The organism is Serratia sp. 1D1416 (assembly GCF_003641105.1).
Lineage (GTDB): Bacteria > Pseudomonadota > Gammaproteobacteria > Enterobacterales > Enterobacteriaceae > Serratia > Serratia ficaria.
In genome coordinates this window covers 2,531,766-2,557,285 of the sequence record NZ_CP032738.1, presented here as the reverse complement: position 1 = coordinate 2,557,285, position 25,520 = coordinate 2,531,766, and the positions used below count along the sequence as shown (strand labels likewise).

Below are 25,520 nucleotides of genomic sequence, written 5' to 3'. Positions count from 1 at the left end.
CGCTTGACCTCGGAACCCCAAATTTTGACTTTATGGCCCAGCGATCGGCGGATCGGACAAAAGTTGACCGCCAATGCCGCCGGTCGCCCATCCGGGGTCAAGTCTTGCCCTTGCCTCATGGGCATTATCAAACGACCCGCCTCGATGGGGGCAAGCCTTCATCTTTGCCTTGCGGACCTACAAACTGGAGATTTCCCCATGCTGAAAACCAATGCCTTTGACGCGGCCGCCGGTAGCGGTCTCGCGCCGGCCACCCTGGCGATGATCGAACGCCGCCGCCGACTGCTCGGCCCGGCCTACGAGCTGTTTTATCAGAACCCGTTGCATCTGGTGCGCGGCGAAGGCGTCTGGGTGCATGACGCCGAGGGGCGGCGTTATCTGGACGTGTACAACAACGTGCCGTCGGTTGGCCACTGCCATCCGCACGTGGTGGCGGCGCTGTGTCGCCAAGCCTCGCTGCTCAACACGCATACCCGCTATCTGCATGAGAACGTACTGGACTTCGCCGAGAAATTGCTTGGCACCATGCCGCCGGCGTTGAGCCAGGTGATGTTTACCTGCACCGGCAGCGAGGCCAACGATCTGGCTCTGCGCATTGCGGAAGACTACACCGGCGGTACCGGCGTGATCGTCACCGAGTACTCCTATCACGGCATGACCGCCTCTATCGCGGCGCTTTCCGCCTCTATGGGCCCCTACGTAAAGGTGGGGCGTGACGCCAGAGTGATCCCGGCACCGGTGCATAATCCCGCTAATCCTGCCGAGGTGGGCAAACGTTTCGCCGCCGACGTACGCACCGCTTTGGAGGACATGCGCCGTCATGGCATAAAACCTGCAGCATTGCTGGTGGACACCTTCTTTACCAGCGATGGGGGTTTTTTCGATCCGCCAGGTTTTCTGCGCGAGGCGGTGGACGCGGTTCGCCAGGCCGGGGGGCTGTATATCGCCGATGAAGTGCAGCCGGGCTACGGCCGCTCCGGCGAACATATGTGGGGCTTCCAGCGTCATGGGCTGGTGCCGGACATCGTCTCGCTGGGCAAGCCCATGGGCAACGGCCATCCGATGGCGGGCATCACCATCAAGCCGGAGATCCTGCAGCGCTTCGGCAGCGAATCGAGCTACTTCAACACTTTTGCCGGCAATACCGTTTCTTCGGCGGTCGGTCTGGCGGTGCTGGAAGTGATCGAGCAGGAAAACCTGATCCCGAGCGTGCGGCGCGCAGGTAACGCGATTGTCGAGGGCATTCGCGCACTGCAGTCGCGTTTTGCTGCCATTGGCGATGTTCGAGGCGCCGGGCTGTTCGTCAGCGTAGATTTTGTTGACGCCGAGGGCCGACCGGACTCTGCGGCAGCGCTCAGGACGGTGAACGCCCTGCGGGAAGAAGGCGTGCTGATCGGCGCCTCGGGCCCCGATGCCAACATATTGAAAATCCGCCCCCCGCTGGTGTTTAACTGTGAGCACGCGGAGATTCTGGTGAGCAGTCTGGAGAAAGTGTTGAGCAAATGACAACCACGGCGCCGGCGCAGCGCTTCGGCCGGTTATGCACCCTTTTCGATCGGGAGAGCGACATGACAATGCAACTTAAGCCCACTCTGGGCACCCTGCACCTTTGGGGGATTGCCGTTGGGCTGGTGATTTCCGGGGAGTATTTTGGCTGGAGCTACGGTTGGGGGGTGGCGGGAACGCTCGGTTTTCTGATCACTACCCTGCTGGTCGCCACCATGTACGGCTGCTTTATCTTCAGCTTTACCGAGTTGACCACCGCCATTCCTCACGCAGGCGGGCCTTTCGCCTACAGCCGTCGCGCCTTTGGCGAAACCGGCGGCCTGATCGCCGGACTGGCGACGCTGGTGGAGTTCGTATTCGCGCCGCCGGCGATCGCCATGGCGATCGGAGCTTACCTCAACGTGCAATACCCGGCGCTCAATCCCAAATGGGCGGCCGTAGGCGCCTATGCAATCTTTATGACGCTGAATATTCTCGGCGTAAAACTGGCGGCGCTGTTTGAACTGTGCGTCACGGTATTGGCGGTATTCGAACTGCTGGTATTTATGGGCGTTGTGGCACCGGGCTTCAGTTTCAGCAATTTCGTTCTCAACGGTTGGGCGGGCAGCGATCATTTCGGCGGCGCTGCGTTATCCGGCATCTTCGCCGCCATCCCTTTCGCCATCTGGTTCTTCTTGGCTATCGAAGGGGCAGCCATGGCGGCGGAAGAGGCGAAGGATCCCAAGCGCACCATTCCACGCGCCTATATATCCGGTATTCTGACGCTGGTGGTATTGGCCTTGGGCGTGATGCTGCTGGCGGGCGGCGCCGGTGACTGGAGCAAGCTGTCAAACATCAACGATCCGCTGCCGCAGGCGATGAAAATGGTTGTCGGTGAAAACTCCGGCTGGATGCACATGCTGGTATGGATTGGCCTGTTCGGCCTGGTAGCCAGCTTCCATGGCATTATTCTCGGCTATTCACGCCAGTTCTTCGCACTGGCGCGCGCCGGGTATCTGCCGACCTCTTTGGCCAAACTGTCACGATTTCAAACGCCGCACCGCGCAATCCTGGCCGGCGGCGCGATCGGCATCGCCGCCATCTTCAGCGATGGCTGGATCAATCTCCAGGGCATGAGCCTGACCGCGGCGATGATCACGATGGCGGTGTTCGGCGCCATCGTAATGTATCTGATGAGCATGCTTAGCCTGTTCAAACTGCGCCGTATCGCACCGGAACTGGATCGCAGCTTTTTGGCTCCCGGGTATCCGTTGGTGCCGGCGATCGCGCTGGTATTAGCGCTGATCTGTCTGATCGCCATGCTGTGGTTTAACCCGGTCATTGGTGGGCTGTTCATTGCTCTGATGGCCTGCGGCTACCTCTATTTCCTGCTGACCAAAAACCAGCGTCGCAATGCGCCCCGGGACCTGATGCTGTCCGGCAGTGACTGAGAAATGTGACCGCGGCGGCAGTCCGCGGTGAAAACCGTTGAGCCGGCATCGCCAAGGGTTATCATGCCTTGATAACAGGATTGTTACTGTAGATAACCCAAGATACAGGCAAAACCTGACGCCCGGGATCGCTTCCGGGCGTCGGGTTTTTTGGTTTTCAGCGCGCTGAAACATCCGGGAATAACCATGAAAATCGCTAAAATACTCAATAATAACGTGGTGATTACGCTGAACGACCGTCAGGAAGAGACGGTGGTGATGGGGCGAGGCATCGGCTTTAAAAAGAAGGCCGGCGACGCGCTGGACGAAAGCCTGATCGAAAAGGTGTTTTCCCTCAATGGCGGCGAGATGGCCGAACGCTACAAGGAGCTGCTGGCGGAGATCCCGCTGGCCTGCGTGGCCACCGCCGACCAGATCATCACCCTCGCCCGCCAGCGCCTGCCGGGCAAGCTGCACAACATCGTCTACATCACGCTGACCGACCATATCCACTTCGCGCTGCAGCGCCATGCGCAGGGGCTGGATATCAGGAACGCGCTGCTGTGGGAGATTAAAAAGCTCTATCCGGCCGAATTCGCCGTCGGGCGGGAGGCCCTGGCGCTGATTGCCCAGCGGCTGGAAACGGCCCTGCCGGAAGACGAAGCCGGCTTTATCGCGCTGCACCTGGTCAACGCCCAGCTCAACGACGAAATGCACAACACCCTGCACATCACCCGCGTGATGCAAGAGATCCTCAACATCGTCAAATACCATTTCCGTTTCGATTACAACGAAGAGGCGTTGAGCTACCACCGCTTTGTCACCCATCTGAAATTCTTCGCCCAACGGCTGCTGGGGAAAAACTACGTCGACAGCGACGACGATTCGCTCTATCAGGTAGTGAAGGAAAAATACCGCGAGTCATTCGCCTGCGCCGGAAAAATTAACCGGCACGTCGAAAAAAATTATCAGCACCGGCTGACCAGCGAAGAGACGATGTTCCTGACCATCCATATCGAACGGGTGCGCAGCGAAAGCGAGGTGAAATAATCTTCGGCGATGCCCGCCGACGCGCGCTGAGTGGATTTGGCTGCGTGCCTGTTGGCGCGAACAAGAAGCGCGAGCGGGCCCGCGCCTTAAGCCGGAATTACAGCTGCGGCCACAGCCAGGCCGCGCCGCGCACGCCGCTGGAATCGCCGTGGACCGCCTTGCGGATCGGCGTCTCGCATTCACCGCCGAACACCCAGGACTTCACCCGCTGCGGGACGTTTTGATACAGGCGATCCACATTGCTCATGCCGCCGCCGAGCACCACCACGTCGGGATCGAGAATATTGATCACCTGAGCCAGCGATTTCGCCAGGCGCATTTCATAACGGCCGATCGCCCGCTCCGCCAGGGCATCGCCGCGCCCGGCCAGCGCCATAATTTCATGGCCCGGCAGCGGATTGCCGCTCAGGCGCGCATAGTCGGTGGCGAAGCCGGTGCCGGAAATAAAGGTCTCGATGCAGCCCTGTTTGCCGCAGTAGCACGGCACTTCGCTGCGGTAACGCAGCTCGTCTTCATCCATCCAGGGCAGCGGATTGTGCCCCCACTCGCCGGCGATGCCGTTGCCGCCCGAATGCGCCTGGCCGTTAAGCGCCACTCCGGAACCGCAGCCGGTGCCGATAATCACCGCAAACACGGTTTTCTTGCCGGCGCCGGCGCCGTCGGTGGCCTCCGATACCGCCAGGCAGTTGGCGTCGTTGGCGATGCGCACCTCCCGCGCCAGCATCGCCGACAGGTCCTTATCCAGCGGCTGGCCGTTGAGCCACACCGAGTTGGCGTTTTTCACCAGCCCGGTAAACGGCGACAGCGTGCCGGGAATGCCGACGCCGACCGAGCCCTGCTGGCCGGTACTGTCCTCCGCCAGCCTCACCAGGCTCACGATAGCCTCCAGCGTTTGCCGATAGTCGTGGCGCGGCGTGGCGATACGATGGCGGAACAGCTCCCGCCCGTCGTTCGCCAGCGCGATCACTTCAATTTTAGTGCCGCCCAAATCGATACCAATGCGCACGTTTTTTCTCCTCAATGCACCACAGCGTTGCCACAGCCTAATGTAACCGGCTTTCGGGATCACTCAATTACCGTCGAGTGTGACGGCGATGGCAATTTCCGCATCAGATCCCCGCCCGGCTACCGCTTATTAATTAGCCATCGGGTACACTGTTTTTAACCATCCGATAACATTCTTCATAATAAAATCCGGAGAGCAGCGATGAAACCTGCCGTATTGATCGTCGATGACGATCCCGCCATTTGTGACGTGCTCCGCGACGTGCTCAATGAACACGTCTTTACCGTTCACGCCTGCCACCGGGGCAGCGACGCTTTAACCTTGCTCGATCAGCAGCCGGACATCGCGTTGGTGCTGCTCGATCTGATCCTGCCGGACACCAACGGCCTGCTGGTGCTGCAGCAGATCCACCGCCAGCGGCCGGATCTGCCGGTGGTGATGCTGACCGGCCTCGGTGCCGAATCAGATATGGTGGTCGGCCTGGAAATGGGCGCCGACGATTACATCGCCAAGCCGTTCAACCCGCGCGTGGTGGTCGCCCGCGCCAAGGCGGTGCTGCGCCGCACCGGCGCGCTGGCGCTGGAACCGGCCGCCGGCCACAGGGCCGAGGGTTGGCAGTTCAACGGCTGGTGCCTGGATACCGCCCGCTGCACCCTGCGGAACCCGCAGCGGCAAACCGTCGATCTCACCCAGGGCGAATATGGCCTGCTGCTGGCGTTGGTGCAGCACGCCCGCAAGGTGCTGACGCGCGATCGTCTGCTGGAACTGACCCACAGCGAAACGCTCGAGGTGTTCGATCGCACCATCGACGTGCTGATCATGCGGCTGCGGCGCAAGATCGAGATCAATCCCCACCAGCCTGAGCTGATCCGCACCATTCGCGGATTGGGCTACGTGTTCGCCGCCGACGTCAGCCAACCGGTGGCCGCCGCCTGATAGCGCCCGGCCGCTCCGGCATGCGCCGGTGAAATCAGCGCCCTCTCGTCGTCCTTCAGTCGATAAAGCGCAAATATTCATGGCACAGCAGCCACTGCGGCGGCTGGTCCTCTTCAATCGGGCTATAGCGGGAAAGCGGCGTCAGGAAGCGGTTATCGTGGTCGTCGTCGTTCACCGAAGACACCTCGCCCACCAGCACGTCGCCAAAGCCTTCCTCGCCCCAGAAACTGTGGTAAATCCCCGGCGTCAGGCAGATGCTTTCCCCCGGCGCCAGCCGCAGGCGCGACCCCGCGGCATGGGTCTGGCGGCAGCCGTCCAGCGTAACGGTCACCGCCCCCTCGGCCAGCCGCTCCTGCCCATCGGCGTTGTGCAGCTCCACGATCAGGTTGCCGCCGCCGCGGTTGATGATGTCTTCCCGCTTGCGCCAGTGAAAATGCATCGGCGTCACCTGCGCCTCGCGGCAGTGCATCACCTTCTCCGCATAGCCTTTGGCATAGGGCTGGCCGCCGGGCGAGCCGTTGCGCAGGGTAAACAGCGTCAGCCCGCAGCGGGCGAAATCCTCGTCGCCAAAGGCGGTGACGTCCCAGCCCAACTTCAGGTCGAACACCTCTTGCCACGGCTGCCTGTCGAGCCGGCGCCATGCCGGCGGGCTGAAGTGGGCAAAGGGCGGCAAATGGACATCGAAACGGGCGAAGAAGTGCTGGGTTTGCTGCAGGATCCGGTTCACTTCGGAACGATTCATGGCACCTCCGGAAGCGGTAAAGCGGGCCCGCTGCGCGCAGGCCCCGAGCGGCAGGAGGTTATTTCACCGTCCAGCCCTTGTAGGTGGCGATATTGTTTTTGTCGATCATCGTCACCGGGATCAATACCGGGGCGGTCGGCGCCGGCTTGCCCTGCAGAATGTCGTAACCGATCTCGACCGCCTTGGCCGCCATCACCTGCGGATCCTGCGCCGGCGTCGCCACGAACAGCGAATTTCCGCGCTTCAGCGCCTCTTCGCCGTCCGGCGAACCGTCCACGCCGACGATAAAGAACTCGCTGCGCTGCGCCTGCTTGGCCGCCAGATCGGCGCCGATCGCCGTCGGATCGTTGATGGCGAATACGCCGTCGATCTTCGGATTGGCCGCCAGCAGCGAGGTCATGATCTCCAGGCCGCCCTCGCGGCTGCCCTTGGCGTTCTGGTTATAAGACAGCAGCTTGATCTGCGGGTGCTTCTTCAGCTCGGTCATGCAGCCTTCCACCCGGTTTTGCACCGCAGAGACCGGCGGGCCGTTGATGATCACCACGTTGCCTTGCTCCTTCAGGCGATCGCTGATGTATTTGCAGGCCATCGCCCCGGCCTGGGTGTTGTCCGACGTGATGGTGGCGTCGGCGCCTTCGGCCGCCACGTCGACCGCCACCACCACGATGCCGGCGTCTTTGGCGCGTTTCACCGCCGGGCCGATGCCCTTGGAGTCCGCCGCGTTGAGGATGATCATATCGACCTTGGCGGCGATGAAGTTATCAATCTGCGCCACCTGCTGGCCGAGATCGTAGCCGCTCGACACCAGCGTGACGTTGACCTTGTCGCCCGCCAGCTCGCGCGCCTTCATTTCGGCGCCCTTGGTGATCTGCACAAAGAACGGGTTGGCCAAATCGCCCACCGTCACCCCGATCGACTTCAGCTCTTTCGCCTGCGCCAGCGAGGCGCCGCCGAGCGCGGCGGTCACCAGCAAGACGGTAATCAATGGCTTGAAACGCATAGTGTTTTCCTCGTTATTATCCGGTGTTTGAAGCTCTGCTGCCTAATGTTGATAGTTGCGGGTACGGTATTTGTCGATCAGCACCGCTATGATGATCACCGCCCCTTTGATCACCAATTGCCAGAAGTAAGAGACGCCCATCAGCGTCATGCCGTTGTTCAACGTCGCGATGATCAGCGCCCCCACCAGCGTGCCGGTGATGGTACCGATGCCGCCGACGAAGCTGGTGCCGCCGAGGATCACCGCGGCGATGGCGTCCAGCTCATAACCCATGCCGAGGTTGCCGTTGGCGCTGTACAGCCGCGAGGCGCTCATCACCCCGCCGAGGCCGGACAGCAGGCCGCTCATGCCGTAAACGAACAGCAGCACCGCGCCGACCTTGATGCCGGTCAGGCGCGCCGCCTGCATGTTGCCGCCCACCGCGTAGATGTGCACGCCCAGCGTGGTGCGGCGCAGGATGAACCAGCACAGCGCGATCACCGCAAAGGCGATGATCACCAACCAGGGGATCGGCCCCAGATAGGCGTTGCCGATCCATTCAAAGCCGATGTTGGAGTTGATGATGGTGGTGCCGTCCGCCAGCAGATAGGCGGCGCCGCGCAGCGCGGTATAGGTGCCCAGGGTGACGATGAACGGCGGCAGCCCGGCGTAAGCCACCAGAATGCCGTTGAACAGCCCCATGCCCAGGCCGGCCAGCAGCGCCAGCGGAATCGACAGCCCGGCCATGCCGGGCATCAGCGAAACCGCCATCGCCACCACCGCGGTGGTGCCGAGCATCGAGCCCACCGACAGATCGATGCCGCCGGTCAGAATGATAAAGGTCATCCCCGCCGCCAGCACGATATTGATCGACGCCTGCCGGGCGATATTCAGCAGGTTGGCGTCGGTAAAGAAGTTGGGGGCGACAAAGCCGAAAACGGCGACGATCAGGATCAATATCGGCAAAATGCCGACGGTTTGCATCATATCGCCCAACAATGCTCGTTTGAGCGTCGGGGCTTTGGCGCCTGGCGGCAGCGGATTTGAAGTCATGACAGGCTCCTTGAGCGTAGGGGTGGAATTATTCATGGGGGATCGCCTGCGGCTGGCCGGCTTCGACGCCGGTGGCCAGCGTCATGATGTTTTCCTGGCTGATGTCCGCGCCGCTCAGCTCACCGACGATGCCGCCTTCGTGCATCACGTAGACCCGATCGCTCATGCCGACCACCTCCGGCAGCTCGCTGGAGATCATCAGGATCGCCACGCCCTGCTGCGCCATCTGGCTCATGATCCGGTAGATCTCGCTCTTGGCGCCCACGTCGACGCCGCGCGTCGGCTCGTCGAGGATCAGAATGCGCGGGCCGATCGCCACCCAGCGCGAGATCAGCAATTTTTGCTGGTTGCCGCCGGAAAGCCCGCCGGCCCGCACCTGCGCGTGCGGCACGCGAATGTTCAGCAGGCCAATCGCGTCGCGCGAGATGTCCTGCGCCTTGCGCCGGTTGAGCAGGCCGTAGCGGCCATCGCGCTCCAGCGTCGCCATCACGATATTTTCATGCGCCGCCAGATCGAGGAACAGCCCCTGCTCCTTGCGGTTCTCGGTCAGGAAGCCGATGCCGAGGGCGATGGCGTCGCGCGGCGAGCCGATGCGCACCGGTTTGCCGTCGATCGCCACCGTGCCGCCGGTGGCGCTGCGCACGCCAAAGATCAGCTGCGCCAGCTCGGAGCGCCCGGCGCCCACCAGCCCGGACAGGCCGACAATCTCGCCGGCGCGCACCTGCAGGCTGACCGGCCCGATCTTCTTGCCGTCGGTCAGGCCCTGCAGCGTCAGCCGGGGTTCGCCCACCGCCACGCCCCGCGCCTTGTTGAACAGGTCGCTCAGCGGCCGCCCCACCATCATGCGCACCAGTTCGCCGGCGGAAAGCCGGTCGCGCAGCAGGCTGCCGACGTACTGGCCGTCGCGCAGCACGCTGACGCGATCCGACAGCTCGTACACTTCGGCCATCCGGTGACTGATGTAAATGATCGCCATGCCCTCGTCGCGCAGCCGTTTGATCAGCGCGAACAGCCGCTGCGTCTCGCGCGAAGACAGCGCCGCCGTCGGTTCGTCCATGACCAAAATGCGGCTGTTGCGGTGCAGCGCGCGGGCGATTTCCACCTGTTGCTGTTCGGCGATGGTCAGCTTCATCACCCGGTCGCCGGCGCTGAACTGCGCGCCCAGCCGGTCGATCACCTGTTGCGCCTCCAGCAGCATCTGCCGGCGCTGCACCAGGCCGCCGCGCTGGATCTCGCTGCCCAGGAAGATGTTCTCGGCTACCGTCAGATTAGGCGCCAGGTTCATTTCCTGATAAATCAGCGTGATGCCTGCCGCCAGGGCGTCTTTTGGCCCTTTGATGGCGAACGGCTGCCCATCGATAAAGATTTCCCCGCTGCTGGCGATATAGGCGCCGGCCAATATTTTCATTAAGGTGCTTTTACCCGCGCCGTTTTCCCCCATCAGCGCGTGGATCTCACCGCGATACACCGTCAGGTCGACGCCCTTCAGGGCATAGAACTGACCAAAACGCTTGGAGATGCCGTGCATTTCCAGGATCGGCGTCGCGCTCATTGTCATCCCTCGGGTTGCGGTTCGGATTAAGCGCAGTTAACCACGGGCAGATAAATGCAAAATGTCAGCATCCGTTCATCTTTGTCATATTGTTAATGGAGCGCGGATTTATACTGCGAACAGTCGGTTACGGGGGAATACCATGCGCAGACTGCCTTTCCTAGCCGGTGCGCGCGGGCGCCTGCTGATGTTCAACCTGCTGGTGGTGGCGGTAACGCTGATGGTCAGCGGCGTGGCGATCGTCGGTTTTAACCATGCGGGCAAACTGCAGGAGCAGGTGCAGGCGCAAACGCTGAAGGAAATGAACGGCAGCATGGCGCTGAGCCGCGACACCTCGAACGTGGCGACCGCCGCCATTCGGCTGTCGCAGGTGGTCGGCGCGCTGGAATACCAAAGCGAATCCGCCCGGCTGAAACAGACCCAATTGGCGCTGCAGGCCTCGCTCACCCGGCTGGCGGACGCCCCGCTGGCGCGCAGCGAGCCGGAGCTGGTCCAGCGCATCATCAGCCGCAGCAACGCGCTGGAAACCAGCGTCACCCGCATGCTGGATCTCGGCCACGCGCGCCACCTGCAGCGCAATATCCTGCTCAGCGGGCTGTACCAGACCCAAAGCACGCTGCGCCATATCGCCGGGCTGAATCAGCTCGGCTCGCCGCCGCAGCCGTTGCTCAGCCAGATAGACCGGCTGTTGTCGATCGCCATCCAGACCCCGACGCCCAAGGCCGCCGCGCAGCAGTTGGACGCGGTGATGGCCTACTGGCCGCCGCACAGCCCCGATGCGCTGATGAATGAAAAAATGCAGCAGTTCCGCGCCAGCGAGCGGCGCCTGCTGCCTGAAACCCTGGAGCTGGAACAGAGCGACCTGGCGCTGGCCTATTACACCTACCACATCAAGGCGCTGGTCGCGATGCTCAACGACGACATCAACCTCTATGTGCGGAAGGTGGCCGGCGAATCGGACCTGCGCACCCACCAGACGCACCGCGAGCTGAACTCCATCAGCATTTTTATCGCCCTGTTCGCCCTGCTGGCGCTGGTGATCACCGGTTTTGCCGGGCTGTACATCTACCGTAACCTCGGCTCCAACCTGACGGCGATCGCCAACGCCATGACCCGGCTGGCGCGCGGCGAACGCGACGTCGGCGTACCGGCGTTGCAACGCCGCGACGAGCTGGGGGAACTGGCGCGGGCGTTTAACGTGTTTGCGCGCAACACCGCTTCGCTGGAGCAAACCTCCCGCCTGCTGAAAGAAAAAAGCACCCAGCTGGAAACCACCTTTCTGGCGATGCGCGACGGCTTTGCGCTGTTCGACAACGCCGGCCAGCTGGTGGTGTGGAACCCGCAGTACCCGCTGCTGCTGGGGCTGCATGAGCACCAGCTGCACCGCGGCCAGCACTACCGCGAGCTGCTGCAGCACGTGACGCCGCCGCCGGGCCAGCGCTGGGAAGCGGTGCTGGCCAACCTGACCAGCGAGCTGCCGCAGCCGCAGGAGCTGCGCCTGAGCGACGGCCGCACCGTCGAGCTGCGTTTCAGCCCGGTGCCCAACCGCGGGGTGGTCAACGTGGTGCTTGAACGCACCGAGCGCAAGGCGCTGGAAGAGGCGTTGCTGCACAGCCAGAAAATGAAAGCGGTCGGCCAACTGACCGGCGGCCTGGCGCATGACTTCAACAACCTGCTGGCGGTGATTATCGGCAGCCTCGAGCTGACCACCCGCCAGACGCAGGACGCACAGACCGAGCAGCGCATCGCCCGGGCGCTGAAGGCCGCCGAGCGCGGCGCGCAGCTCACCCAGCGGCTGCTGGCGTTCTCCCGCAAACAGGCGCTGCATCCGCAGGCCATCGCGCTGCGCAGCCTGGTGGAAAACCTGCAGGAGCTGCTGAGCCATTCGCTGCCGGCGACGCTGACGCTGACCATCGAAGCGCAGCAACCCGGCTGGCCGGCGTGGATCGACGCCAATCAGCTGGAAAATGCGCTGATCAACCTGGTGGTCAACGCCCGCGATGCGATGGCGGGCCGCAGCGGCGAGGTGAAGATCCGCATCTATAACCAGCGGGTGGTGCGCAGCGACGGCAAAAAGCAGGACATGGTGGCGCTGGAGGTGATCGACAGCGGCAGCGGCATGTCGGAAGAGGTCAAGGCGCAGGCGTTCGAGCCGTTCTTCACCACCAAGGCGGTCGGCCGCGGCAGCGGGCTCGGGCTGTCGATGGTGTACGGCTTCGTGCGCCAGTCCGGCGGGCGGGTGCAGATTGAAACCGCGGCGGGCGAAGGCACGCTGGTGCGGCTGCAGCTGCCGCGCGCGCCCGCGCAAACGGCGACGGCGCCTCCTCCCCCCTCGGCAGAAGACGGCGACAGCGCCGATCATCTGGTGCTGGTGCTGGAAGACGAAAACGACGTGCGGCATACGCTGTGCGAACAGCTGCATCAGTTGGGCTACCTGACGCTGGACTGCGCGGACGGCCGGGAAGCGCTGGCGCTGTTGAGCCAGACGCCGGACATCGGGCTGTTGATCAGCGATTTGATGCTGCCCGGCGAGCTGAACGGCGCCCAGGTGATCGCCCAGGCGCGCGCGCTCAATCCGCAGCTGACCGCGCTGCTGATCAGCGGCCAGGACATGCGCCGGCATGGCGCCGGCGATCTGCCGGACATCGAGCTGCTGCGCAAGCCGTTCAGCCAGCGGCAGTTGGCGCTGGCGCTGCAACGGGCGCGCCGGCGAAACGCAATTAGGCGGGAATGAGGCGATTTTTCGTCGTCAATTCGTTATCATGCCGCCCTGCTTTTGACGAATCAGCGTGCCAAACGCACGCCCAGCCAGGGATAACATTATGCTGTGGTTTAAGAATTTGATGGTTTACCGTTTGAGCCGCGAAGTGGCGCTAAATGCGGATGAAATGGAAAAACAGCTCAGCGCGTTTGCCTTCACCCCGTGCGGCAGCCAGGACATGGCGAAAACCGGCTGGGTCTCCCCGATGGGTTCGCACAGCGATGCATTGACGCATTCGGTCAACGGCCAGATCGTCATCTGCGCGCGCAAGGAAGAAAAAATCCTGCCGTCGCCGGTGATCAAGCAGGAGCTGCAGGCCAAGATCGAACGCCTGGAAGGCGAGCAGCACCGCAAACTGAAGAAAACCGAGAAGGACGCGTTGAAGGACGAAGTGCTGCACAGCCTGTTGCCGCGCGCCTTCAGCCGCTTCAACCAGACCTTTATGTGGATCGACACCGTCAACGATCTGATCATGGTCGACGCCGCCAGCGCCAAGCGCGCCGAAGATACCCTGGCTTTGCTGCGCAAGAGCCTGGGCTCGTTGCCGGTGGTGCCCCTGACCATGGAAAGCCCGATCGAGCTGACGCTGACCGAATGGGTGCGCTCCGGCGAAATGCCGGCCGGTTTCGCCATTCAGGACGAAGCGGAGCTGAAGGCGATTCTGGAAGAAGGCGGCGTGATCCGCTGCAAGAAGCAAAACCTGATCAGCGATGAAATCGCGGTGCACATCGAAGCCGGCAAGCTGGTGACCAAGCTGGCGGTGGACTGGCAGGAACGCATTCAGCTGATGCTGTCGGACGACGGCTCGCTGAAGCGCCTGAAATTCGCCGACACGCTGCGTGAGCAGAACGACGATATCGATCGCGACGACTTCGCCCAGCGTTTCGACGCCGACTTTATCCTGATGACCAGCGAGCTGGCGGCGTTGATCAAAAACACCGTCGAAGCGCTCGGCGGCGAAGCCCAGCGTTAACCGCCCCCAGAAACAATCAGGGCTCAGCGTCTGCCGAGCCCTGCGTTCCCGCCGAACAAAGACCTTATTTGCTCAGGTAACGGCACAGATAGGCGGTCGCGTCGGCCACCTGCAGGTTGAATTCGCTGTGCCCCGGCACGAAGAACTTCTCACCCGGCGTAAACACCTGCCAGTCCGGCGACCCCGGCAGCAGCACTTTCAGCGCCCCGGTGATCACCGTCATTTCTTCCGGCTGTGCGGTGCTGAAGGTGTATTCGCCCTCTTCCATTACCCCCACGCTGGTAAGACCGATGCTGCTACTGTCAAAACCGATAGACTTCACTTTTCCGGCAAAATATTCATTTACTTTCAGCATAGACTGGCACCCGCGTAATCATCTTGATGGAAAAACCATATTGGGGGATTACGGTTGATCTGTCACTGGTTTTTGACGCGAAATGCGATCGCGGCGCAGAGTAAGGCACGGCGGGCCTCAGCGGCGTGAAGCCTCGATGGGAAACCGGCACGACGCCGGTTTCGATTGCGGCAGGTTAATCCTCCAACGCCGGATCCTCATAACGGTGCTTGGCGTCGAGCGCTTCCTGCTCGGTTTCATGTTCACTGAGCAGCGTATTCGGCTCAATGTCGTCGGTGCGCACTTCGAAACGGCGCATTTGCAGACTGGGGTCTCCCCGAAAAACCGCCACCACGCGGGCGCTTCTTGGGTAGCCGGGTTGGTCATTTTCGCGCATGCTGTTCTCCCCTGTGATCCACACAGTAGCAAGTATAGCAGCCGGTCTCAGTCCGACACGCGTGAGCCGAGATCGCGATCGCCGTGCGCGCCCTCCAGCAGCTCGGTCAGCTCGTCGCAGGCGCAGATGCGGCCGTCACGCACGGTGAAATGCGCCAGCACCCGCACCAGGCTGCGAGTGCCGTCGCGTTTTTCCACCCGCACCCGATGGTGAGTCAGCACCGCGTCGCCCTGCGCCGCCGCCGCGATAACCTCCAGCGCCATGCTGCGCGTTTGCTGCTTCAGCAGCGCCATATGCCGAACGAACTGCGCGTAGTCCAGCGTATGGCCGTCTACCCGCTGGCGATAATCCGCGCTGAAAAATTCGGCGATCAGCGCCGGCTGGTGCTGCGGGTGGGCGACGATCTGCTGCAGGGCGTCGAGCACCCGATGTAATGGGGTTGGCGGGTTCATGCTTTTTCTCCGAAATGGGATGAATGATGATCCTATCGCGCAACCTTGCTGGCATAATAACCGTATTCAGACTTTCAATAACGCTAAACGGCCAAAGATGACGGCGATACGCAGCCAACGGCTGCAGCATGAAAAAAAGCACCTGACCCCGTGGCATCGCCATGCCGACGGGCAGATCTACCTGCTGACGCGCGGCATGCTGGCGCTGGAGCTGCCCGGCCGGCAGTGGGCGATCACCGCCGGCAACCTCGGCTGGCTGCCGCCGCACTGCGCGCATCAGGCGCTGGCCTGCGGCAGAGTGGCGGGCTGGAGCCTGTATCTGCCGGCGAATAGCGCGCCTGGGCTACCGCCACAGCCGCGGCTGCTCACCGCCACCCCGCTGATGCAGGCGCTGGTCGAACGCATCGCGCAATTTGCCGAGGGCCCGGCGGGCGCCCCGCAGCAGCGGATGCTGCAGGTGTTGCTGGATGAGATGCACAGGGAAGACAGCCCGCCGCTGCAGCTGCCGCTGCCGCAGGACGCCCGGCTGCTGAACATCGCCCGGGCGCTGTTGAACGATCCGGCCAGCGAACGCAGCCAAAACGCGTGGGCCGGCTGGGCCGGGCTGAGCCCGCGCACCCTGAGCCGCCGTTTTATGCGCGAAACCGGCGTCAGCTTTGCGCGCTGGCGCCAGCAGGCGCGGGTGCTGCGATCGCTGGAGCCGCTGTCGCGCGGCGAACCCGTCAACCGGGTCGCCAGCGCATGCGGCTATGACAACGTCAGCGCCTTTATCGCCGCCTTTCGCCAGCGTTTCGGCACCACGCCGGGCAGCTATTTCTGCTCTGGATCCGGCGACGTCAGCGCCTGACGCGCCGCATCGAGAAACTGTTCAGACAGCGCGTCGCCGCGGGTGGCGCGCGCCAGGGTCAAGGCGCCCACCAACATCGCCATCTGCGCCAGCGCCTGCTGCCGCTCCTGCCCGGGCGACAGCGATTGCAGCCGCGCCAGCATCGCTTGCACCCCGCTGAGGTAGGCCTGACGCACCGGTTTGTCCTCCCCCTCGCGCGCCACATCGCCGGCCAATGCGGCGACCATGCAGCCCTCCGCCGGGCAGTCGCGGTGTTTGACATCCAGATAACCGTCGACCAGCGCCTGCAGGCTGCGTTCGCCCGGCAGGTTTTCCCAGCGCCGGCTGGACTCTTCGGCCGCCCGGCGGCTGGCTACCGCCGCCAGTTGGTCCTTGGAGGCGAAATGGCCGTAGAAACCGCCGTGGGTCAGCCCCACCGCCGCCATCAGATCGTTGACGCTGACGCCGTTCAAACCGCGCTCGCGAAACAGTTGCGAGGAAACCTGCTCAATCGCCTCGCGATTGCGCTCCATCTGCTGTTTTGACACCCGGGCCATGCTGTTCTCCTTATCAATCAGGCACCATCTTAGGCCATCCTCCTATGCCGCTCAATAGATGATGCCCTTCATCAAAAAGGTCAGGCGCGCGGCGCGAGCAAAGGGATGAAGCGGCTGCTGTCGCCGCCCTGCGCCCGCGCCAGCGTTTCGGCAATTTGCCGGTGCGGCGTGCCGAGCTCGATGGCGCTGATCTGATCCAGCCGCGCCGCCTGCGATTCGCTGAGGGTCAGCGCCAGCGCCGCCAGCGTGTCGTCCAACTGTTCCCGGGTGCGTGAGCCGAGGATCGGGATCAGGCTGGTGGCGGCCTTCGCCGCCCGATGGCGCAGCCAGGCTATCGCCACCTGCACCGGCTGCGCCTGCAGCTCCTGCGCGATCGCCAGCACCTCATCCAGCAGCCCGGTATCGCGCTCGGTATGCACCAGCCGGCCCGCCAATCCGGTCAGGCGGCCGGCGTCGCTGTGCCGATACTTGCCGGTCAGCAGGCCGCCGCCCAACGGCGACCACAGCGCCGCGGCCATGCCCAGCGCTTCGGCCATCGGCAACAGCTCCCGCTCCGCGCTGCGTTCCACCAGGCTGTACTCCACCTGAATGCCGGCGATGCGCGACCAGCCGCGCAGTTCCGCCAGCGTATCCGCCCGGGCGATGCGCCAGGCGGGGAAATTGGACAACCCCGCATACTGGATCTTGCCGGCGCGGATCAGATCGTCGAAGGCGCGCACGATCTCCTCCATCGGCGTCAGGTTATCCGAGAAATGCGCCCACAGCAGATCGATGCGATCGGTATTCAGGCGTTTCAGGCTGGCCTCGACCGCAGCGATCATCGTCTTGCGGCTGTTGCCGGTCAGCCCGATGCCGCCGGCCGGCGAAGCGTCCAGCGTGTATTTGGTGGCGACCACGAAACTGTCGCGCTCGGCGGCGATAAACTCCCCCACCATCTGTTCCGACTGGCCAAACTGATAGCCGTCGGCGGTGTCGATAAAGTTGCCGCCGGCTTCCGCATAGCGGTCGAAAACCTGTTTGGCCTCGTGTTTTTCCGAGCCGTAGCCCCAACCGGTGCCGAAATTGCCGGTGCCCAAAGCCAGTTCGGAAACGCGCAGGCCGGTATTGCGGCCAAAGGTGGTGTATTTCATGCCGGTGCCTCATAACGTGGATGACGGTTAATAGATGACGATTGTCATTTATTTATATATGACACCCATCATTTATAAAGGCAAGCGCCATGGACAAACATTTTGTGCGCCATCGGGAAGGCAGGTCGGGGATTGGGCACCCATGCGGCGCCCAAAGGAATAAGCGGCGGGGTTTATTTTACCGTTTCGCGCTGCAGCACCGCGAGGATCTGCGCCACCACCTGCTGCGGGTTGCCGGTGCCGTCCATCACATGATGCGCCGTTTCCTGATACAGCGCCTCACGCGCCGCCAGCACTTCGCGCATTTCTTCGGCGATCGGCCTGCCGGTCAGCGTCGGACGCTGCGCATCCTCGGGGTACTCTTCCAGCCGCTGCGCCAGCACGCTGGCCGGGGAGCGCAGATAAATGACCGTGCCCTGCCGGCGCATGAACTGACGGTTTTCTTCCGCCAGGATCGCGCCGCCGCCGGTGGCAATTATAGTTGACGGTTTTGTCACGGTCTGCAGAGCGATGCTCTCGCGGCGGCGGAATCCCAGCCAGCCTTCGCGCTCGACCATTTCCGCCACGCTCATTTGCGCCGCCTGCTGCATAAACAGATCGGTATCGACGAACTGATAGCCCAACGCCAGCGCCAGCGCGCTGCCTACCGTGGTCTTGCCGGCTCCGCGAGCGCCTACCATGAACAGGGTTTGTGTCATTACGGGTTGTCCCTTATACGGTGACTTGAGTGCATTGCATATCGAAATACCGGCGAACCGAGCGTGCGATGGCGTGGATGCTGCATCATACCGCCCTCAGCCTGTATTTCAATATTTACGATAGTGTAAATTCCATGGCACAGCGACTGTCGGCGGCGAATCCGTGCGCCGCATCGGCGGCCAGGTGCCGCCGCAGTTCGGGCGAAAGCTGCGGCTCCTCGATCGGCCGGAAGCCCAGCCGCCGATAATAGGGCGCATTCCACGGCACCGCGGCGAAGGTGGTCAGCGTCAGGCGGTGGGCGCCCCGCCGCTTGGCCGCATCGGCCACCGCGGCGATCAGCTGACGCCCCACTCCCCGTCGCTGCCAGTCATCGGCCACCGACAGTTCGGCGATGTGCCAGTCGGCCTGCTGCGGCTGCACGGCGATAAATCCGGCGATCGCCCCCTCCCGGCTTTCCGCCAGCCACTCGCTCCGCCGTTCGATAAAATCGGCGTGCCGTTGCGCGCTCATGACCTCGCCATCGGCGATAAACCGCCATTCAGGCAGCCGGCGGAACAGCTGCGCCGCCGAGCGTTCGACCGCCATCAGCAGCGGGATATCGCGCCGCCGCGCCAAACGAATCTGCAGGCTCATGGGTTCTCCTTAACGTCGGGGCCGGCCATTTAACCAGATTTCACCGCCGGCGGACTAGAAATCGATGCTGCCGCGCAGCACCACCTCGCGCGGTTCCCCTACCGCCACGCGCAAATTGCCGCCGCTGGAAGGGTAATACGTCTTGTCGAACAGGTTTTTCACGTTCAGCTGCCATTTCACCCGGTAACCGTTGATCGGCATAGTATAGGCGGCGAAGGCGTCGGCGACGGTGTAGTTGCTCAGATAGAAGCTGTTGGCGGCGTCGCCCGGGCGGCGGCCCACGTAGCGCGCGCCGGCGCCGATGCGCACCTCGTCGCCGCTGTACAGGCCCGGCGATCCCAGATTCTGCGTCAGGAACAGCGAGGCGGTATGGCGCGCCACGTTGGTCATTTCCTTGCCTTTATTGTCCGGATCGTCCACCACCCGCGCGTCGGTATAGGCATAGGAGCCGATCAGGCTCAGCGAATCGGTGAGGTTGCCGGCCACGTCCAGCTCCACGCCCTGCGAACGCACGCGGCCGGCGGTGCGGGTGACGGTTTCGCCATCCACCAGTTCGCTGACCATCACGTTGCGTTTGGTGATGTCGAACAGCGCCAGGGTGCCGGTAACGCCGTTCGGCAGCGCTACCTTGCCGCCCACTTCCCAGGACTTGCCCTGTTCCGGCGGCAGCGAGCCGATCTGGGTGGCGATGGAAGAGTTCGGCTTAAAGGATTCGGTATAGCTGCTGTACAGCGAGACGTAAGGCGTCAGCTTGTACACCACGCCGGCGCGCGGCACCAGCTTGCTGTCCGAGCTGTCGGTATTGGTGACGAACGGCCGCCCCTTGCCGGCGAACACGTCGAAGGTATCGTAACGCAGGCCGCCCATCACCAGCCATTTGTCGGTCAGTTGAATGGAGTCCTGCATGAACCAGCCGTAGCTGGTGAGATTTTCGCGCTGGTCGCTGTCGGCCGCGCTGACGCTGGTCGACGCCGGCATCAGCCCATAGACCGGGTGGTAGATGTTGAAATCGCTGTTTTTCTTGCCGCGGATCATATCGCCGCGGTAAGTGCGGTTGTCTTCGAAGTCGAAGCCGAACAGCATCTGGTGATTGACGCTGCCCCAGTCGAGGTCGCCGTTGAGCGTCAGCTGCACCGCATTGGCGTGGCTGACGGCGTTGGCGGTCGCGTCGGCCTGGCGCGTCAGCACGCCGGTTTCCGGGTTCAGCGCCGTGGCGCGCGCCTGATTGTCGCTGTAGCTGTTGCGGCTGTAGGCATAGGTCAGCGAGCTCTTCCAGCTTTCGTTCAGCACCCGATCAATCTGCAGGGTGACGCTGTCCTGATCGCCGCGGGTGGCGTTATAGCCTTCGTCGAAGCGGCGGTCGCGCGGCGTATTCACCGGCTTGCCGGTGCGCGAATCGATAATGGTGCCGCGATCGAACGGCACCAGGTATTCCATATGTTCGTAAGCGAGGCGCACGGTGGTGCTTTCGCCGTACCACATCAGCGAGGGCGCGATCACCGTCTGGCGGTTGCGGCCGAAGTTGCGCCAGTAATCGGTCTCGTCGTGATCGACTATCATCCGGTAGGCGAAGCCGGAGGTGCCGAGCGGCCCGGTCACGTCGAGCTGGCCGCCGCCGCCGTTGAAACTGCTGCCCCAGCCTTCCACATGGGTATGCTGCTGCAGCTGCGGCTTCTTGGTGATCATGTTGATCATCCCGCCCGGCTCGCCCATGCCGTAGAGCATCGAAGCCGGCCCCTTCAGCACCTCAACCCGTTCGGTGGTCGGGGTAAAGTTGCGCGCCTGCACCGAACGCACGCCGTCGCGCAGGATCGAGCCGTCGCGGTTATCGCCGAAACCGCGCTTCATCACGGCGTCCTGGGTGCCGCCCAGCGTATTGGCCTGGGTGATGCCGCTGACGTTGTACAGCGCCTCATCCAGACTGTTGACCGCCTGATCGGCAATCACCTGCGGCGGCACCACGTCGATGGCCTGCGGCACGTTCAGCAGGTAGGTTTCGCTGCGGGTGCCGGTAACGCTGGTCAGCGGCTGATAGCTTTGTACGCCGTCGGCGTCTTGCTGGCCGACCACCTCCAGGGTTTCCCCTTTCTCCGCCGCGATCGCCGGCGCAACCGCGCAGGCCGCCAGCGGCAGTGCGCTCAGCCAGCGACGCTTGTTGTTATTCATTATCTAACTGACTCCAATAGGTCCCTGAAAAAGGTAACGGCAAAAACTGTTGGTACAACTGGTTGAAGGTCTGCTGCGGGTTGAGGTCGGCAAACAGATCCGGATAAAAAGTTTTGGCGAACATCTCAACCGCCACCACGTGGTACGGGCTGAGATAAAAGTTGTGCCAGATGCTCCAGGCCTGGCGGTTTTGCACCGCCCGCAGGCTGCCGAGCAGCGGCTGTTTGGCCATCAGCTGGCGGAAGCTGGCGTCGGCGTCCCGCTGGGTGACCAGCGGCCCCAAACGCAGGTCGGAGACCCGCTTGCCCTGCGGCCCGGCCATGCCGGTGGCGATATAGATATCGGGGTTGGCGGTCAGGATGGTTTCCGGGTTCAGCTCGCCGTACACCCCTTTGATGCTGGCGGCGGCGATGTTATCGCCGCCGGCGAAGGCCAGCAGATCGCCGAGGTTGCCGTGCGCGGCGGTGGTGCAGCAGGTGGCGCGCCGCCCCAGATGCAGATGCAGCATCACCTTGGGCTTCGGCCCCTGATAGCCCGCCAGCCGTTGTCGGATCACCGCCATGTGCTGCTGATAGAAACGGATGAACCGTTCTGCGCGCTGCTGACGGTTGAGCACCTCGCCCAGCAGCCGCACGCTGGGCACGGTGTTGTGCAACAGATCGATGCGCAAATCGACGTAGATAGCCGCAATGCCGGCCTTGCTGAGCGCCTGCAGCAGCAGATCCTGGTCGCCATCTTCCCGCGCATAGCGCGCCAGGATCACCAGATCCGGCTTCAGCTGCAGCAGGCTCTCGATATTGACCTGGCGGAAGTTATTGCCGCTGATGACAGGGATGGCGGCGATCTGCGGAAACTTTTGCGTATACAGCTGCCAGCTTTGCGCGTCGTAGCGCGCCAGATCCGCCGGCCAGCCGACGATGCGCTGCGCCGGATTGCCCGGCTCCAGCAAAGCCAGCGTGTACAGCATGCGGCTTTCCCCCACCACGATGCGCTGCGGGTTGTCCGGCACCGCCACCTGCCGGCCGGTAATGTCGGTGACCGTTTTCGCCAAGGCGGGGAAAAGGCCAAACAGCAGGGAAAGCAGCAGGAAAATGAGGGGATTGCGCATGATTGGGCCAAGACGTAAAAAACAGTCTGCGCATGATAATCACTCTCATTGGCACTTTCAATCGCAACCCATGCCTGCGCGATGAAATCTGTTGAATCACGCAGTTTCAGCGCAGATGCATGCAAAACCGCTGCTATTGCGGCTTTAAAAAGTTAAAAAACCGGTGTGAAAACCGCTTAAATAGACCCGAGCGTTAAAAACAGGAGGTGTGCATGAGCCTACGTATTATCCCGCTGACCGAGTGCCCGCAGTTTGCCGACGTTTGCGCCGCCTGGGCCTTTGGCGAATGGGGGTCGCAACGCGGCGGTTCGCTGGACCGCACCCGGCAGCGCTTCCTGCTGTGCGCCCAGGCAAGCGAAGACCACCTGACGCTGATGGCCGTCGACGGCGAACGCCCGCTGGGCATGGCCAGCCTGTGGCCAAGCGACGATCGTCAGCGCATGGACCTGTCCCCCTGGCTGGCCGGGGTGTTTGTGCATCCGCATCATCGCCGGCGGGGCATCGCCCAGCAGCTGGAAGCGGAAATCGTGCGGCAGGCGCGCCGGCGCCATCACCCCCTGCTGCACCTGATCACCGACAAATCCGAGGCGCTGTATGCCGCCTGGGGCTGGCGGCCTATCGAGCGCAGGCGACAAGATGACGGCGAAGTGGTGGTGATGGAGAAAATACTGTAGCTAGCGCGGGGTGCAGATATACACCAACGCCGGCGGAAAGTTGCGCACCACCCGCACGCGTTTCCAGTGGAAGTAGCGCGACAGCAGCTTTTCCGACAGATGGCTGTACTGGAACAGCACCAGCGTGCCGTTGCGCGCCAGCAAGCGCCGCCGCGCCTGCTGCAGAATGCGTATGCTGATCCTGATCGGGATCGACAGCAGCGGCAGGCAGGAGAACACCACGTCGTAATCGGCCTCCATTTCCTCCGCCGAGCGCGCCATCACCTGCAGCCGGCGATCGTCGATATTGCGCAGCCGATGCACGAAGTTGGGCTGGATCTCAAACGCCTCCAGCGCGGCATCGGCCCGCATGCGCCCCAAAATACGTTTGGTGAGCACGCCGTCCGCCGCGCCCAGCTCTGCGATCGACAGCGCCCGGGTCCACTCGACCTGATTCAGCATCGCCTGGCACAGCCAGGGCGAAGAAGGCGCCAGCGTGCCAATGGTGCGCGGTGAAGCCATAAACTGCTGGAGATAGGAAAAGTGGTTCTTCAGTTGCAGCCGGGTCGCATTTAACATTAGGGCCTCCTGGGGTTGAGACCCCTCAATCTGAGCCTAATTTCTTAAGTATTCATTAACATGATTCCGAAAGCGACCGACAGAGTTGTAATAAAATGCAACCGTCCGCAGGCAGACAGCAAGAAAAACGGCCGTAATAATCACCCGAAAATAAGCCGATAATCGCTTATGGTCAGATTATTATTACAGCCGTTTATTTTATTGACCGCGTTAATGCGGTTAGCAATATAGCGCCACGCGGGAATTAACGATAAATTTCCGCATTGCCGCGCCAGTTGCTGGAATCCCCGGGGGTGTCCAGACCGATAATACGGTAATGGCTGGCGCCGTCCGCCGCCGCTTTTTCTTTCAGCGCGTGGATCGCGTCAGCCGGTGAACCGCTGACGCCGGAGATCGACACCACGCCGATGCTTTGCAGATTGCTGGCCTGCTCGCTGTTGACCTGCTTTACCGACGACAGCGGCGCGGCGAAGGTGGAAAACGAAGCGGCGGCAATCAGGACTGCTGCGATGCTGGGTAATAGTTTCATGATTGACTCCAGATGTTTTTGTTTATTAGCTCGTGGTCAGTGATGTTAATTATCAGCTAATTAATGAAAACGGATGTCATGCAACGTAAAGAACATCAATCATTGTGAGGAAAATAAGGAGGAAGTGCGTGCGGGTGTGTCTTAATTAATGCCGGGGGCGCCGTATGATTGAAACCTTACCCCTAATTTATGAAGAATTAAAGACGGTTTGGCGCAAAGCGCGAACCTGACGCGATTTTAAGATTTTTTACCCGCCGCGCGCCGCTGAGCTACGCTGTTTCTGTGACTTATCACTTCAGGAAGAACGCTTATGTCGCAAGTCTTACTGCGTGTGCGCGATGGTCGTGGCGCCTCGGTTTCGTTCTCGGAACTGCTCTTCGACCTGATCTACGTTTTTGCCGTTACCCAGCTTTCCCACTATTTGCTGCATCACCTGACGCCCACCGGCGCGCTGGAGACGCTGCTGTTGTGGTTCGCCGTCTGGCTGGCCTGGCAATATACCGCCTGGGTCACCAACTGGTTTAATCCGGATACCCGCCAGATCCGCCTGTTGCTGTTCGCCATCATGCTGCTGGGGCTGTTCGCCGCCTCGGCGCTGCCGCAGGCGTTTGGCGAGCGCGGGCTGATTTTCGCCCTGTTTTACGTGGCGATCCAGGTCGGGCGCTCGGCGGTGGTGCTGGCGCTGCTGGAACACGGCCATCCGCTGAAGCAAAACTTTCGGCGCATTCTCGGCTGGCTGTGCATCGCCGCGGTATTCTGGATCGGCGGCGGGCTGGCGGAAGGCCATGCCCGCCTGCTGCTGTGGGCGATCGCCGTACTGTGCGAATACGTTTCACCGATGTTCGGCTTCCGCCTGCCGGTGCTGGGCCGCTCCGACAGCGGCAGCGAATGGACCATCGAGGGTCACCATCTGGCGGAACGCTGCCAGCTGTTCGTGATCGTCGCGCTGGGGGAAACCATTCTGATCACCGGCTCCACCCTGAGCGAAATGGACGTCTGGAGCGCGCCGACGCTGATCGCGTCGCTGGTGGCCTTTATCGGCAGCCTGGCGATGTGGTGGGTGTATTTCGACACCAGCAGCAAGGCCGGCAGCCACGCCATCAGCCAGGCGGAAAACCCCGGCCAGCTGGGCGCCTATTTCCACTATGTGCACGTGGCCCTGGTCGGGGCGATTATCGTCTGCGCGGTGGCCAACGAACTGGTGATCGCCCATCCCGACGGCAGGGTGCAAAACGCCACGGCGGCGGTGCTGATCCTCGGCCCGGCCATCTATCTGCTGGCCAATGCGTTGTATAAACGGCTGGTGTACCGCCGCTTCCCGCTGTCGCACCTGGTAGGGTTGATCGCGCTGGCGCTGCTGGCACCGGCCGCCTATCTCACCGATCTGCTGATGGTCAACGGCCTCACCACCTTGATCATGGTGGGGGTCGCGGTGTGGGAGAGCGTTTCGCGCGGCAGAACGCCGCGCGCCGGGGGCGGCGCCTGAGCTT

The 25,520-nt window shown here is 62.6% G+C and carries 25 protein-coding genes; 9 read left to right on the top strand and 16 right to left on the bottom strand.

Annotated features, from left to right (window positions below):
- The first annotated feature begins 198 nt into the window (after positions 1-198).
- The 3 genes from D7I37_RS12140 (at position 199) to licT (ending at position 3,965) form a co-directional block, all read left to right on the top strand.
- Complete coding sequence (locus tag D7I37_RS12140) at positions 199-1,506, top strand: aspartate aminotransferase family protein (RefSeq protein WP_061796218.1); 1,308 nt, start codon at positions 199-201, stop codon at positions 1,504-1,506.
- Between the two features lie 62 nt (positions 1,507-1,568).
- Positions 1,569-2,936, top strand: coding sequence for an ethanolamine permease (eat, locus tag D7I37_RS12135; RefSeq protein ID WP_061796387.1), 1,368 nt, complete (start codon positions 1,569-1,571; stop codon positions 2,934-2,936).
- Positions 2,937-3,122: 186 nt separating this feature from the next.
- Complete coding sequence (gene licT / locus D7I37_RS12130) at positions 3,123-3,965, top strand: BglG family transcription antiterminator LicT (protein WP_061796217.1); 843 nt, start codon at positions 3,123-3,125, stop codon at positions 3,963-3,965.
- Positions 3,966-4,062: 97 nt separating this feature from the next.
- On the opposite strand, the gene mak is transcribed toward licT, so the two are convergent.
- A complete protein-coding gene (gene mak, locus D7I37_RS12125; protein ID WP_061796215.1) occupies positions 4,063-4,971 on the bottom strand; it encodes a fructokinase in 909 nt (302 codons plus the stop codon).
- Between the two features lie 201 nt (positions 4,972-5,172).
- Between mak and D7I37_RS12120 the strand changes: the two genes are divergently transcribed.
- Entirely contained in the window at positions 5,173-5,907 is a 735-nt protein-coding gene (locus D7I37_RS12120) for a response regulator (RefSeq protein WP_129543728.1), read from the top strand.
- A gap of 55 nt (positions 5,908-5,962) precedes the next feature.
- On the opposite strand, the gene D7I37_RS12115 is transcribed toward D7I37_RS12120, so the two are convergent.
- The 4 genes from D7I37_RS12115 to D7I37_RS12100 are packed head-to-tail and all read right to left on the bottom strand — an operon-like array spanning position 5,963 to position 10,233.
- Complete coding sequence (locus D7I37_RS12115) at positions 5,963-6,649, bottom strand: D-lyxose/D-mannose family sugar isomerase (RefSeq protein WP_061796213.1); 687 nt, start codon at positions 6,647-6,649, stop codon at positions 5,963-5,965.
- A gap of 58 nt (positions 6,650-6,707) precedes the next feature.
- On the bottom strand, positions 6,708-7,649 hold the full coding sequence (locus tag D7I37_RS12110) for an ABC transporter substrate-binding protein (protein ID WP_129543727.1): 942 nt from the start codon (positions 7,647-7,649) through the stop codon (positions 6,708-6,710).
- A 42-nt stretch (positions 7,650-7,691) separates the two neighbouring features.
- A complete protein-coding gene (locus tag D7I37_RS12105; protein WP_061796210.1) occupies positions 7,692-8,681 on the bottom strand; it encodes a ribose ABC transporter permease in 990 nt (329 codons plus the stop codon).
- Positions 8,682-8,709: 28 nt separating this feature from the next.
- Entirely contained in the window at positions 8,710-10,233 is a 1,524-nt protein-coding gene (locus D7I37_RS12100; RefSeq protein WP_061796209.1) for a sugar ABC transporter ATP-binding protein, read from the bottom strand.
- Between the two features lie 142 nt (positions 10,234-10,375).
- Here D7I37_RS12100 and D7I37_RS12095 point away from each other — a divergent pair, with 142 nt between their 5' ends.
- Together D7I37_RS12095 and rdgC are read left to right on the top strand one after the other, a co-directional pair.
- Positions 10,376-12,967: an ATP-binding protein gene (locus D7I37_RS12095; RefSeq protein ID WP_129543726.1), complete on the top strand. Its 2,592-nt coding sequence runs from the start codon at positions 10,376-10,378 to the stop codon at positions 12,965-12,967.
- Positions 12,968-13,055: 88 nt separating this feature from the next.
- Entirely contained in the window at positions 13,056-13,967 is a 912-nt protein-coding gene (gene rdgC, locus D7I37_RS12090; protein ID WP_061796207.1) for a recombination-associated protein RdgC, read from the top strand.
- A 64-nt stretch (positions 13,968-14,031) separates the two neighbouring features.
- Here the strand turns inward: rdgC and ppnP are convergent, their stop codons facing one another.
- From ppnP to D7I37_RS12075, 3 genes are all read right to left on the bottom strand, one after another.
- Complete coding sequence (gene ppnP, locus D7I37_RS12085; protein ID WP_061796206.1) at positions 14,032-14,322, bottom strand: pyrimidine/purine nucleoside phosphorylase; 291 nt, start codon at positions 14,320-14,322, stop codon at positions 14,032-14,034.
- A gap of 175 nt (positions 14,323-14,497) precedes the next feature.
- Complete coding sequence (locus D7I37_RS12080; protein WP_061796205.1) at positions 14,498-14,698, bottom strand: YaiA family protein; 201 nt, start codon at positions 14,696-14,698, stop codon at positions 14,498-14,500.
- Positions 14,699-14,745: 47 nt separating this feature from the next.
- Positions 14,746-15,150 carry a nuclear transport factor 2 family protein gene (locus D7I37_RS12075; RefSeq protein WP_061796203.1) on the bottom strand — a complete coding sequence of 135 codons (405 nt, stop codon included), beginning with the start codon at positions 15,148-15,150 and terminating at the stop codon, positions 14,746-14,748.
- A 97-nt stretch (positions 15,151-15,247) separates the two neighbouring features.
- Here D7I37_RS12075 and D7I37_RS12070 point away from each other — a divergent pair, with 97 nt between their 5' ends.
- Complete coding sequence (locus tag D7I37_RS12070) at positions 15,248-15,997, top strand: AraC family transcriptional regulator (protein ID WP_095100023.1); 750 nt, start codon at positions 15,248-15,250, stop codon at positions 15,995-15,997.
- On the opposite strand, the gene D7I37_RS12065 is transcribed toward D7I37_RS12070, so the two are convergent.
- The 6 genes from D7I37_RS12065 to D7I37_RS12040 all read right to left on the bottom strand — a co-directional run bounded on the left by D7I37_RS12065 (position 15,961) and on the right by D7I37_RS12040 (position 22,269).
- Positions 15,961-16,533 carry a TetR/AcrR family transcriptional regulator gene (locus tag D7I37_RS12065; RefSeq protein ID WP_095095994.1) on the bottom strand — a complete coding sequence of 191 codons (573 nt, stop codon included), beginning with the start codon at positions 16,531-16,533 and terminating at the stop codon, positions 15,961-15,963. The genes D7I37_RS12070 and D7I37_RS12065 overlap by 37 nt on opposite strands.
- Before the next feature lie 80 nt (positions 16,534-16,613).
- Positions 16,614-17,663, bottom strand: coding sequence for an aldo/keto reductase (locus tag D7I37_RS12060; RefSeq protein WP_095095992.1), 1,050 nt, complete (start codon positions 17,661-17,663; stop codon positions 16,614-16,616).
- 173 nt (positions 17,664-17,836) lie between these two features.
- Positions 17,837-18,361 (bottom strand): shikimate kinase AroL, encoded by a 525-nt coding sequence (aroL, locus tag D7I37_RS12055; protein ID WP_061796200.1) that lies wholly within the window; start codon positions 18,359-18,361, stop codon positions 17,837-17,839.
- 115 nt (positions 18,362-18,476) lie between these two features.
- Entirely contained in the window at positions 18,477-18,995 is a 519-nt protein-coding gene (locus D7I37_RS12050; RefSeq protein ID WP_129543725.1) for a GNAT family N-acetyltransferase, read from the bottom strand.
- Positions 18,996-19,049: 54 nt separating this feature from the next.
- Positions 19,050-21,161, bottom strand: a complete 2,112-nt coding sequence (locus D7I37_RS12045; protein WP_095095987.1) for a TonB-dependent siderophore receptor — start codon at positions 21,159-21,161, stop codon at positions 19,050-19,052.
- The gene (locus tag D7I37_RS12040; protein WP_129543724.1) at positions 21,154-22,269 is read right to left on the bottom strand and encodes an ABC transporter substrate-binding protein; all 1,116 of its coding nucleotides are present in this window, start codon (positions 22,267-22,269) and stop codon (positions 21,154-21,156) included. Before D7I37_RS12040 ends, D7I37_RS12045 begins: the two co-directional genes overlap by 8 nt.
- A 212-nt stretch (positions 22,270-22,481) precedes the next feature.
- Here D7I37_RS12040 and D7I37_RS12035 point away from each other — a divergent pair, with 212 nt between their 5' ends.
- Positions 22,482-22,943 carry a GNAT family N-acetyltransferase gene (locus tag D7I37_RS12035; protein WP_095095982.1) on the top strand — a complete coding sequence of 154 codons (462 nt, stop codon included), beginning with the start codon at positions 22,482-22,484 and terminating at the stop codon, positions 22,941-22,943.
- Here the strand turns inward: D7I37_RS12035 and D7I37_RS12030 are convergent, their stop codons facing one another.
- Together D7I37_RS12030 and D7I37_RS12025 are read right to left on the bottom strand one after the other, a co-directional pair.
- On the bottom strand, positions 22,944-23,501 hold the full coding sequence (locus D7I37_RS12030) for a class I SAM-dependent methyltransferase (RefSeq protein WP_129543723.1): 558 nt from the start codon (positions 23,499-23,501) through the stop codon (positions 22,944-22,946).
- 244 nt (positions 23,502-23,745) lie between these two features.
- The gene (locus D7I37_RS12025; RefSeq protein WP_061796191.1) at positions 23,746-24,030 is read right to left on the bottom strand and encodes a YdgH/BhsA/McbA-like domain containing protein; all 285 of its coding nucleotides are present in this window, start codon (positions 24,028-24,030) and stop codon (positions 23,746-23,748) included.
- Between the two features lie 310 nt (positions 24,031-24,340).
- Between D7I37_RS12025 and D7I37_RS12020 the strand changes: the two genes are divergently transcribed.
- A complete protein-coding gene (locus D7I37_RS12020) occupies positions 24,341-25,516 on the top strand; it encodes a low temperature requirement protein A (protein WP_129543722.1) in 1,176 nt (391 codons plus the stop codon).
- Positions 25,517-25,520: the final 4 nt, after the last annotated feature.

What these genes read in the sequence shown, in the direction of transcription:
- D7I37_RS12095 (WP_129543726.1), top strand. Translation starts at nt 10,376, where the DNA reads ATGCGCAGACTGCCTTTCCTAGCCGGTGCGCGCGGGCGCCTGCTGATG.
- D7I37_RS12120 (WP_129543728.1), top strand. Translation starts at nt 5,173, where the DNA reads ATGAAACCTGCCGTATTGATCGTCGATGACGATCCCGCCATTTGTGAC.
- D7I37_RS12105 (WP_061796210.1), bottom strand. Translation starts at nt 8,681, where the DNA reads ATGACTTCAAATCCGCTGCCGCCAGGCGCCAAAGCCCCGACGCTCAAA.
- eat (WP_061796387.1), top strand. Translation starts at nt 1,569, where the DNA reads ATGACAATGCAACTTAAGCCCACTCTGGGCACCCTGCACCTTTGGGGG.
- D7I37_RS12110 (WP_129543727.1), bottom strand. Translation starts at nt 7,649, where the DNA reads ATGCGTTTCAAGCCATTGATTACCGTCTTGCTGGTGACCGCCGCGCTC.
- D7I37_RS12040 (WP_129543724.1), bottom strand. Translation starts at nt 22,269, where the DNA reads ATGCGCAATCCCCTCATTTTCCTGCTGCTTTCCCTGCTGTTTGGCCTT.
- aroL (WP_061796200.1), bottom strand. Translation starts at nt 18,361, where the DNA reads ATGACACAAACCCTGTTCATGGTAGGCGCTCGCGGAGCCGGCAAGACC.
- licT (WP_061796217.1), top strand. Translation starts at nt 3,123, where the DNA reads ATGAAAATCGCTAAAATACTCAATAATAACGTGGTGATTACGCTGAAC.
- D7I37_RS12030 (WP_129543723.1), bottom strand. Translation starts at nt 23,501, where the DNA reads ATGTTAAATGCGACCCGGCTGCAACTGAAGAACCACTTTTCCTATCTC.
- rdgC (WP_061796207.1), top strand. Translation starts at nt 13,056, where the DNA reads ATGCTGTGGTTTAAGAATTTGATGGTTTACCGTTTGAGCCGCGAAGTG.
- D7I37_RS12020 (WP_129543722.1), top strand. Translation starts at nt 24,341, where the DNA reads ATGTCGCAAGTCTTACTGCGTGTGCGCGATGGTCGTGGCGCCTCGGTT.
- D7I37_RS12100 (WP_061796209.1), bottom strand. Translation starts at nt 10,233, where the DNA reads ATGAGCGCGACGCCGATCCTGGAAATGCACGGCATCTCCAAGCGTTTT.
- D7I37_RS12045 (WP_095095987.1), bottom strand. Translation starts at nt 21,161, where the DNA reads ATGAATAACAACAAGCGTCGCTGGCTGAGCGCACTGCCGCTGGCGGCC.
- D7I37_RS12050 (WP_129543725.1), bottom strand. Translation starts at nt 18,995, where the DNA reads ATGAGCCTGCAGATTCGTTTGGCGCGGCGGCGCGATATCCCGCTGCTG.
- D7I37_RS12140 (WP_061796218.1), top strand. Translation starts at nt 199, where the DNA reads ATGCTGAAAACCAATGCCTTTGACGCGGCCGCCGGTAGCGGTCTCGCG.
- D7I37_RS12080 (WP_061796205.1), bottom strand. Translation starts at nt 14,698, where the DNA reads ATGCGCGAAAATGACCAACCCGGCTACCCAAGAAGCGCCCGCGTGGTG.
- ppnP (WP_061796206.1), bottom strand. Translation starts at nt 14,322, where the DNA reads ATGCTGAAAGTAAATGAATATTTTGCCGGAAAAGTGAAGTCTATCGGT.
- D7I37_RS12025 (WP_061796191.1), bottom strand. Translation starts at nt 24,030, where the DNA reads ATGAAACTATTACCCAGCATCGCAGCAGTCCTGATTGCCGCCGCTTCG.
- D7I37_RS12075 (WP_061796203.1), bottom strand. Translation starts at nt 15,150, where the DNA reads ATGAACCCGCCAACCCCATTACATCGGGTGCTCGACGCCCTGCAGCAG.
- D7I37_RS12065 (WP_095095994.1), bottom strand. Translation starts at nt 16,533, where the DNA reads ATGGCCCGGGTGTCAAAACAGCAGATGGAGCGCAATCGCGAGGCGATT.
- D7I37_RS12060 (WP_095095992.1), bottom strand. Translation starts at nt 17,663, where the DNA reads ATGAAATACACCACCTTTGGCCGCAATACCGGCCTGCGCGTTTCCGAA.
- D7I37_RS12070 (WP_095100023.1), top strand. Translation starts at nt 15,248, where the DNA reads ATGACGGCGATACGCAGCCAACGGCTGCAGCATGAAAAAAAGCACCTG.
- D7I37_RS12035 (WP_095095982.1), top strand. Translation starts at nt 22,482, where the DNA reads ATGAGCCTACGTATTATCCCGCTGACCGAGTGCCCGCAGTTTGCCGAC.
- D7I37_RS12115 (WP_061796213.1), bottom strand. Translation starts at nt 6,649, where the DNA reads ATGAATCGTTCCGAAGTGAACCGGATCCTGCAGCAAACCCAGCACTTC.